The sequence below is a fragment of the Actinacidiphila sp. bgisy167 genome (genome assembly GCF_057707665.1).
Genome location: NZ_JBYIQP010000139.1, coordinates 1 through 7,474 on the forward strand (window position 1 = coordinate 1; position 7,474 = coordinate 7,474).

Consider the following 7,474-nt stretch of genomic DNA (forward strand, 5'->3'; position numbering starts at 1 on the left):
GCCGCCGCGCTGTGCGTGGTGCCGCCGCAGGAGGGCGGGGGGCGCATCCGGCCGGAGCCCCCGGTCGCGGCGCTGGCCGCCCTCGTACGGCTGCGTTCCCAGGCGATGTCGGGGCCCGCCCTGACCGCGGCCGCACGGCTGATGGAGGGCAACGGCAAGGCGGCGGAGCCTGGTGCGCGGGCCGGGATCAGCACCCCGCGCCAGGGACTGTCCGAACTGCCCGAGGCGTGGCACGAGGCCGTCGCCGCGGCCCGTGCCGCACGCGCCCAGCCGCGGCTCGGACGCACGGCGGAGTGGGACGCCATCGGCCCGTACCGGATGCTGGCAGCGCTGCCGGCCGCCGGGGTGGACGCGGCGGTGCGCCCGCTGCTCGACCCCTCGCACGCCGACCTCGCACGCACCGCCGAGGTGTACCTCGACCGCGCGGGGCAGGCCGGGCGTGCCGCCGCGGAGCTGCGGATACACCGCCAGACGCTCTACTACCGGCTGTCCCGCGTCGAACGGCTGACCGGCCTCGATCTCGACGACGGGGAGGACCGACTGCTGCTCCACATGGCCCTCAAGACCGCCGGGCTCGAGGACTGAACGGACTGTTGCCGACCAAGGGGGGCACAAGTAACGTGACGCGGGGCCCGGGCCCAGTCGTCGACGTGACGCCGACCGCCCCGAGGCGGCGGGGTGGGCTCACCCTCCGGCCGAGGGACGAGCGGGGACGGTGACAACGGGGACGAGACCTTGACACCATGCGTGGACGCGCCGCACCGCGCGCCGCCACGCGGAACCGCCGACAAAGGAACAAGGGGATCGGAAGCCGGTGACTCATTCCACGGAGGCCCACGGACGCGAACGCCCAGCGCTGTGGAAGACGCCGCCGGCCGCCCAGGGCAGACGCCGCGCCGACCGCAGACTGCTCCTGGCGGGGCTGCTGCTGCTCGTGTCGCTGGCCGCGTTCACCGCGCTGTGCCTGTCCATGTCCGTGCCGATGGCGGACATGCGGGTCTACCGCGCCGAGGGCGCGGCCGCTGTCGACGGCACCGACCTGTACGGCTTCACCGTCACCGAATGGAAGCTTCCGGCGACCTATCCGCCCTTCGCCGCGCTGCTGTTCGTGCCGACGACATGGCTGCCCGTGCCGCTGCTCAAGCTGGTCTTCATGGGCGGCAACCTGCTGCTGCTGGGAGTGCTCGCGCACCTGTCCTGCCGGGCGACGGGGTGGCCGCGTGCGCGGGCCTCACGCTGGGTGGTGGTGGTCCTGGCGATGGCGCTCGGGGTGTGGCTGGAGCCGGTCTTCCAGACGATGCTCTACGGCCAGATCAATCTGCTGCTCGCCGTGCTGGTCCTGTGGGACCTGAGCAGGCCGGACGGCGCCCGGGGCAAGGGCGTCGCGATCGGCGTGGCGGCCGGCATCAAACTCACGCCCGCGATCTTCGCGGTCTACCTGCTGCTGACCGGCCGCCGCAAGGAGGCCGCGGTCGCCGCGGCCGGCTTCGCCGGCACCGCGCTGCTCGGTGCGCTCGCACTGCCCGGCGCGACGGTCGACTACTGGACCCGCTGCGTCTTCGACACCAGCCGCATCGGCAAGGTCTGGATCGTCGACAACCAGTCGCTGCAGGGCCTGGTCGCACGGGTCATGCACACCACCCACCCCGGCGCGGTATGGGCGGTCGCCACCCTCGTGGTGGCCTGCGCGGGGCTCGCGGTATCCGTGCGCATGGGGCGGCTGGGCCGGGAGGCCTGGGGCGTGGTGTGCTGCGCGGTGACAGCGCTGCTCATCACACCGATCAGCTGGTCGCACCACTGGGTGTGGTGTGTGCCGATGCTGATCCTGCTCGCCGCCGAGGCGCCGCGCTGGGCGCTGCGGGCGGCCGCGGTGGTCTTCCTGGCGCGCTCCCTGTGGATCGTGCCGAAGGCCGGCGACCTCGATCTGCACCTGGCGTGGTGGCTGCAGCCCCTCGCCTCTCCCTACCCCGTGCTCGGCCTGGTCTTCCTGGCGGCGGTGGCGCTGCGCTTCCGGCCGGGCTCCCCCGCGCTGACGGCGCTGACGGCGAAGGGGCGGCCGGCCCGGATCGCCCGGGTCGGCCGCCCCCAGCGGAGCGAACCGGTCGTCAGTCCTCGAGATTGACCGCGCGGGCCGAGGTCGCGCCGATCTCCTCGGCGATCTCGGCCAGCACCGGCGCCGGGATGGCGGTGTCGACGGTCAGCGCGACCAGTGCCTCGCCGCCGGCCTCGTCGCGGGCGACCTGCATCCCCGCGATGTTGATGCCGGCGTCGCCGAGGATGCGGCCGATGGTGCCGACGACACCGGGCCGGTCGGTGTAGCGCAGGAAGCCCATGTGGTCGGCGAAGACCAGGTCCACGTCGTCGTCGCCGACGGCGACGATCTTCTGGATGTGCTTGGGGCCCGCCAGCGTGCCCGAGACGGACACCTCGGTGCCGTCGGAGAGGGTGCCCCGCACGGTGACCAGGTTGCGGTGGTCGGGCGACTCGCTGCTGGTGGTGAGGCGGACCTCGACACCGCGCTCCTGAGCGAACAGCGGGGCGTTGACATAGCTGACGGTCTCGTCGACGACGTCCTCGAAGACGCCCTTGAGGGCGGAGAGCTCCAGCACCTTCACGTCGTGCTGGGTGATCTCGCCGCGCACCTCGACGTCGAGCCGGACCGCGACCTCGCCCGCGAGGGCGGTGAAGATCCGGCCGAGCTTCTCGGCCAGCGGCAGACCCGGGCGGACGTCCTCGGCGATGACCCCGCCCTGAACGTTGACCGCGTCCGGCACCAACTCGCCGGCGAGCGCCAGGCGCACCGAGCGGGCGACCGAGATGCCGGCCTTCTCCTGCGCCTCGTCGGTGGAGGCGCCCAGGTGCGGGGTGGCCACGACGTTGTCGAACTGGAAGAGCGGCGAGTCCGTGCACGGCTCCTTGCCGTACACGTCCAGGCCGGCGCCACCCACCCGGCCCTCCTTGAGGGCGGCGAACAGCGCCTCCTCGTCGACGATCCCGCCCCGGGCGGCATTGACGATGCGGACGTGCGGCTTGACCTTGCGCAGCGCCTCCTCGCCGATGAGGCCCACTGTCTCCGGGGTCTTGGGAAGGTGCACCGTGATGAAGTCGGAGACCTGCAGCAGTTCGTCGAGGCTGAGGATCTTCACCCCCATCTGTGCGGCGCGCGCGGGCTGGATGTAGGGGTCGTACGCGACGATCTTCATCCCGAAGGCCGACATGCGCTGGGCCACCAGGGCGCCGATGCGGCCGAGGCCGACCACGCCGAGCGTCTTCTCGGCGAGTTCGACGCCGGTGTACTTGTTGCGCTTCCACTCGCCCTGCTTCAGGGCCGCGTTCGCCGGGGCGATGTTGCGGGCGACGGCGATCAGCAGACCGCAGGCGAGCTCGGCGGCGGTGACGATGTTGGAGGTCGGCGCGTTGACGACCATCACGCCGGCCTTGGTGGCGGCGGAGACGTCCACATTGTCGAGTCCGACGCCCGCCCGGGCCACGACCTTGAGCTTGGCGGCGGCGGCGATGGCCTCGGCGTCCACCTTGGTGGCGCTGCGGATGAGGATGGCATCGACGTCGGTGATCGCGCTCAGGAGTTCGGCTCGGTCGGCGCCGTTGCAGTGGCGGATCTCGAAATCCGGTCCGAGGGCGTCGACGGTGGCGGGCGACAGCTCTTCAGCGATGAGTACGACGGGGTTGCTCACGTGAGTCCTCACTAGTCCCAGGTCAACGGCCGCGTCCCGACGGCCGAAGGCGGTGGAGGGGGATGGCATGCCGCGTGGAAGACGCACGACGCTGTGAGCCTGACGCGCTTGTTAATGGAGTGTATCGGCGGCGGGCCCGGACTCCTGCGACAACGTGGAAGGATCACCCGCACGAGGGTGTACGGGGTGGCCAAAGCGCACGGTCCCGGGGGCTCGGCGCCCCTGGGACCGTGCGCGAACGCGGTGCGGCGGAAGGCTTACGCCTCCTCGTCCACCCAGCTCATGAGCTTGCGCAGCTTCTTGCCGGTGGTCTCCAGCAGGTGGTTCTCGTCGGCCTTCTTGTACTCGTTGTACCTCGGCAGGCCGGCGTTGTACTCGGCGATCCAGTTGTTGGCGAAGGTGCCGTCCTGGATCTCCGCGAGGACCTTCTTCATCTCGGCCTTGGTGGCGTCGGTGATGATGCGCGGACCGGTCACGTAGTCGCCCCACTCGGCGGTCTCGGAGATGGACCAGCGCATCTTCTCCAGGCCGCCCTCGTACATCAGGTCGACGATGAGCTTCAGCTCGTGCAGGCACTCGAAGTACGCGATCTCCGGCTGGTAGCCGGCCTCGGTCAGGGTCTCGAAACCGGCCTTGACCAGTGCCGCGGTACCGCCGCAGAGCACTGCCTGCTCACCGAAGAGGTCGGTCTCGGTCTCCTCGGTGAAGGTCGTCTTGATGACGCCCGCACGCGTGCCGCCGATGGCCTTGGCGTAGGACAGGGCGAGCCCGAAGCCGCCCCCGGTCGCGTCCTGCTCGACGGCCGCGATGCACGGCACGCCGCGCCCCTCCTCGTACTGGCGGCGCACCAGGTGGCCCGGGCCCTTCGGGGCGACCATGCACACGTCGACGCCGGCCGGGGGCTTGATGAAGCCGTAGCGGATGTTCAGGCCGTGCCCGAAGAACAGCGCGTCGCCGTCCTTGAGGTTGTCCCGGATGGACTCCTCGTAGACCCGCGCCTGGATCGGGTCCGGGACCAGGATCATGATGACGTCGGCCTCGGCGGCGGCCTCGGCGGGGGTGACCACGCGCAGGCCCTGCTCCTCGGCCTTCGCCTTGGACTTGGAGCCCTCGTGCAGGCCGACGCGCACGTCCACGCCCGAGTCGCGCAGCGACAGCGCATGGGCGTGGCCCTGGCTCCCGTAGCCGATGACCGCGACCTTGCGGCCCTGGATGATGGACAGGTCGGCGTCGTCGTCGTAGAACAGCTCGGCCACTTCGGGTCTCTCCTTGGTGATCGGGGGTGCCCACACCGTACGGGCGCGGGCCGGAATCAAGTCTGGGGGTCTCGCTATGCGGTCCGGTCGAGGGCGCGCAGCGAGCGGTCGGTGATCGAGCGCGCGCCGCGGCCGATCGCGATGGTGCCGGACTGGACGAGCTCCTTGATGCCGAAGGGCTCCAGCATCTTCAGCATGGCCTCGAGCTTGTCGGCGCCGCCGGTGGCCTCGATGGTGACCGCCTCCGGCGAGACGTCCACGGTCTTGGCGCGGAACAGCTGGACGATCTCCACGATCTGCGAGCGGGACTCGTTGTCGGCGCGCACCTTCACCAGGACCAGCTCGCGCTGGACGGCCGCGGAGGGCTCCAGCTCGACGATCTTCAGGACGTTGACCAGCTTGTTCAGCTGCTTGGTGACCTGCTCCAGCGGGAGCTCCTCGATCACGTTCACCACGATGGTGATGCGGGAGATGTCGGGGTGCTCGGTGGTGCCGACGGCGAGGGAGTCGATGTTGAAGCCGCGGCGGGAGAACAGGGCGGTGATCCTGGCCAGGACGCCGGGCTTGTTCTCCACCAGGACGGAGAGCGTGTGCTTGGACATGTCGCGTCGTTCCTCTGCTTCTCTGTCGTCCTCAGTCGTCCGCGGCGTCGCCGAAGTCGGGGCGGACGTCGCGGGCGGCCATGATCTCGTCGTTGGAGGTGCCGGCGGCGACCATCGGCCACACCATGGCGTCCTCGTGGACGATGAAGTCGACGACGACCGGGCGGTCGTTGATGGCGTTGGCCTTCGCGATGACCTCGTCCAGCTCGTCCGGGGACTCGCAGCGCAGGCCGACGCAGCCCATGGCCTCGGACAGCTTCACGAAGTCAGGGACACGGGTGCCGGGGGGCGGGCTCTGGCTGACGCCCTGGTGCGAGCCGCGGCCCGCGTTGGTCTCGCCGGCGTGCAGGACGGTGTTGGAGTAGCGCTCGTTGTAGAAGAGCGACTGCCACTGCCGGACCATGCCGAGGGCGCCGTTGTTGATGATGGCGACCTTGATCGGGATGTCGTTCAGCGCGCAGGTGACCAGCTCCTGGTTGGTCATCTGGAAGCAGCCGTCGCCGTCGATCGCCCACACGGTCGCGCCGGGCCGCCCGGCCTTGGCGCCCATGGCGGCGGGAACGGCGTAGCCCATCGTCCCGGCGCCGCCGGAGTTGAACCAGGTGTTGGGCCGCTCGAAGGAGATGAACTGCGAGGCCCACATCTGGTGCTGGCCCACACCGGCCGCGAAGAGCGTCCCCTCCGGGGCGAGCTCGCCGATGCGCTGGATGACCTGCTGCGGGGACAGGCTGCCGTCGGCGGGCAGGTCGTAGCCGAGCGGGTAGGTCTCGCGCAGGCCGTCCAGCAGCTTCCACCAGTCGCCGTACTCGCCGCGGCGGCCCGCGTCGTGGTCGGCCTGGACGGCGACGATCAGGTCGGCGATGACCTCACGGGCGTCACCGACGATCGGCACGTCGGCGACGCGGTTCTTGGAGATCTCGGCCGGGTCGATGTCCGCGTGCACGATCTTGGCGTTCGGCGCGAAGGAGTCGAGCCTGCCGGTGACGCGGTCGTCGAAGCGGGCGCCGAGGGCGACGATCAGGTCGGCCTTCTGCAGGGACGCGACGGCGGAGACCGAGCCGTGCATGCCGGGCATGCCGACGTGCTGGGGGTGGCTGTCGGGGAAGGCGCCCAGCCCCATCAGGGTGGTGGTGACCGGGGCGCCGGTCAGCTCCGCGAGGATCCGGAGCTCGCCGGTGGCGCGGGCCTTGAGGACACCGCCGCCGACGTACAGCACGGGGCGCCTGGCCTCGCTGATCAGGCGGGCGGCCTCGCGGATCTGCTTGGCGTGCGGCTTGGTGACCGGGCGGTACCCGGGCAGGTCGGTGGCGGGCGGCCAGGAGAACGTGGTCTGCGCCTGGAGGGCGTCCTTGGCGATGTCGACCAGGACGGGGCCGGGGCGGCCGGTGGACGCGATGTGGAACGCCTCGGCGATGGTGCGCGGGATGTCGGCCGCGTCGGTGACGAGGAAGTTGTGCTTGGTGATCGGCATCGTGATGCCGCAGATGTCCGCCTCCTGGAAGGCGTCGGTGCCGATCGCCTTGGAGGCCACCTGGCCGGTGATCGCCACGATGGGGACGGAGTCCATGTGCGCGTCGGCGATGGGGGTGACCAGGTTGGTCGCGCCCGGGCCCGACGTCGCCATGCAGACGCCGACCTTGCCGGTGGCCTGCGCATAGCCGGTGGCGGCGTGCCCGGCGCCCTGCTCGTGCCGGACGAGGATGTGGCGCACCTTCGAGGAGTCCATGAGCGGGTCGTACGCGGGCAGGATCGCACCACCCGGAATGCCGAACACCGTGTCGGCGCCGACCGCCTCGAGAGAACGGATGAGGGACTGGGCGCCCGTGACGCGCTCGGCGGGGGTGGGCTGGGGCGCGGCGGGGGGGGGGGGGGGGGGGGGGGGGGGGGGGGGGGGGGGGGGGGGGGGGGGGGGGGGGGGGGG

General features: G+C 71.4%; 6 protein-coding genes. 2 read left to right on the top strand and 4 right to left on the bottom strand.

Features of this window, described 5'->3' with window-relative positions; translation table 11 throughout:
- Window positions 1-585, top strand: a 585-nt coding sequence (locus tag AC3ET4_RS29660; RefSeq protein ID WP_431954867.1) for a PucR family transcriptional regulator, incomplete at its 5' end; no start/stop codon positions are given.
- A gap of 229 nt (window positions 586-814) precedes the next feature.
- Window positions 815-2,122, top strand: a complete 1,308-nt coding sequence (locus AC3ET4_RS29665; protein WP_431954868.1) for a glycosyltransferase 87 family protein — start codon at window positions 815-817, stop codon at window positions 2,120-2,122.
- On the opposite strand, the gene serA is transcribed toward AC3ET4_RS29665, so the two are convergent.
- The 4 genes from serA to AC3ET4_RS29685 all read right to left on the bottom strand — a co-directional run.
- Window positions 2,106-3,695, bottom strand: coding sequence for a phosphoglycerate dehydrogenase (serA, locus tag AC3ET4_RS29670; protein ID WP_431954869.1), 1,590 nt, complete (start codon window positions 3,693-3,695; stop codon window positions 2,106-2,108). The two genes, AC3ET4_RS29665 and serA, sit on opposite strands and share 17 nt — an antisense overlap.
- 257 nt (window positions 3,696-3,952) lie before the next feature.
- A complete protein-coding gene (ilvC, locus tag AC3ET4_RS29675; RefSeq protein ID WP_431954871.1) occupies window positions 3,953-4,951 on the bottom strand; it encodes a ketol-acid reductoisomerase in 999 nt (332 codons plus the stop codon).
- Window positions 4,952-5,025: 74 nt separating this feature from the next.
- Window positions 5,026-5,553: an acetolactate synthase small subunit gene (gene ilvN, locus AC3ET4_RS29680; protein WP_319163264.1), complete on the bottom strand. Its 528-nt coding sequence runs from the start codon at window positions 5,551-5,553 to the stop codon at window positions 5,026-5,028.
- A gap of 31 nt (window positions 5,554-5,584) precedes the next feature.
- Window positions 5,585-7,474, bottom strand: a 1,890-nt coding sequence (locus AC3ET4_RS29685; protein ID WP_431954874.1) for an acetolactate synthase large subunit, incomplete at its 5' end; no start/stop codon positions are given.